1 protein-coding gene is annotated in these 1522 nt (G+C 40.7%); it reads left to right on the top strand.

Translation table 11 applies throughout. The features are described 5' to 3' along the window. Window positions 1–144: 144 nt before the first annotated feature. The gene (locus Q0314_RS11105) at window positions 145–741 is read left to right on the top strand and encodes a CDP-alcohol phosphatidyltransferase family protein (RefSeq protein ID WP_298059046.1); all 597 of its coding nucleotides are present in this window, start codon (window positions 145–147) and stop codon (window positions 739–741) included. Window positions 742–1522: the final 781 nt, after the last annotated feature.

Genomic DNA, 1522 nt, shown 5'->3' on the forward strand with positions numbered 1-1522 from the left:
TCTTTGGTTTGGTTATCTTGTGATATGTTATCTGTTTTTGTAAATTTGTTTTTGGGGTTGATGAAGTTGTTGGTGCGCTCCTTGATTAAACTTTATTGAAGTATTTTTTAGGGAAAATGCTAAATTAAAATTATTTGGAGCATCATGAGTATTTACGAGTTAAAACCTAAATTTCAAAACCTACTTCGTCCGCTAGTAAAGCGTCTTTATAATGCCGGCATTACGGCAAATCAAGTCACATTAGTAGCCTGCGTTTTGTCTATTTTGCTAGGTGCATTACTAGTCAAATTTGCTGTTGTCTCTACTTTATTTTTTCTGCTGCCTATCTGGATGTTTTTACGTATGGCACTGAATGCTATCGACGGCATGCTAGCCCGCGAATTTAATCAAAAAACGCCGCTAGGAGGCTATCTAAACGAAGCTACCGACGTTATCTCCGATACTGCACTTTATCTGCCGTTTGCTTTTGTGGCTCCTTTTGACTGGGGTGTTATCTCGCTCGTTATATTTCTAGCCTTTATGAGTGAGTTTTTAGGTGTCCTAGGGCAGGTGCACGGCAGCGGCAGGCGCTACGACGGACCTATGGGCAAGAGCGACCGCGCATTTGTATTCGGGCTTATCGGCACTATATATGCGGTATTTGGTCAGCTACCCTCATGGTTTAGTTGGGCGCTTTACGCGGTGGCGCTTTTGCTTGTACTTACCTGCATAAATCGCGTTAGAATGGGGTTAAAAAGCTAGTTTAATAAAATACGTGGCATAAATTTGAGGAATTAATTAAAAATGCGATAATACATTTGTGCAAATTTATGCCTAGACTCCCATAAATCAAACGATATAAATCTCAAAACAATATTCCGCTGCAATGCTATAACATCTGGCGTAGTTTACGGTACGGCCAAATTTGGTTTAAAAGTTTTATAAAACTAGCATAGGTTTAGTAGGCAAGCAATAAATCGCAATCCGCACTCAGATAAATTATTTAAAAAATAGCTGAAAAATGTAGCATGGTCGTGGGAAAACTTTATCAAAAAGATAGCCAAATTTATAGACGATGCAAGCTAGTCAAATTTAAAATAAGAGCTTGCGATAGCCGTACAAAAAACTAAATTTGGCGAGCATATCAAATTTATAAATTCAGTTTTTACTAAGGTTATCTCATTGCCAAGGCGAGCGGGTATTTTCGTTTGAGTGTAGGTTTGGTGGTTGAGATCGCTTTTTATTAAGCAAAGACTATGTAATACTCGTGTTGTAAAACGAAATTTGTCGCCTGCCGAATTTTAAAATTTAGCGGGCGAGGGCGGGTCTGCGAGCGCGCGAGAAATCGCGAGAAATTCTGCGCGCTATTTTATGCAGCGTTCGCGCGCCCGTAAAGATTGCCCAAGCGACGGTTATTCGCCCAGGAAGTATTTCAGATCTGCCTGCACGTCGCCGCTGATTAGACGAAGGCCGAAATTTTGCACCAAGAAGCCCAAAATTTCGTCGTTGAAAAACTCAGGCACCGTAGGGCCCACGTTGATAT

It is taken from the genome of uncultured Campylobacter sp. (assembly GCF_938040115.1).
Taxonomy (GTDB): Bacteria; Campylobacterota; Campylobacteria; order Campylobacterales; family Campylobacteraceae; genus Campylobacter_A.

What these genes read in the sequence shown, in the direction of transcription:
- Q0314_RS11105 (WP_298059046.1), top strand. Translation starts at nt 145, where the DNA reads ATGAGTATTTACGAGTTAAAACCTAAATTTCAAAACCTACTTCGTCCG.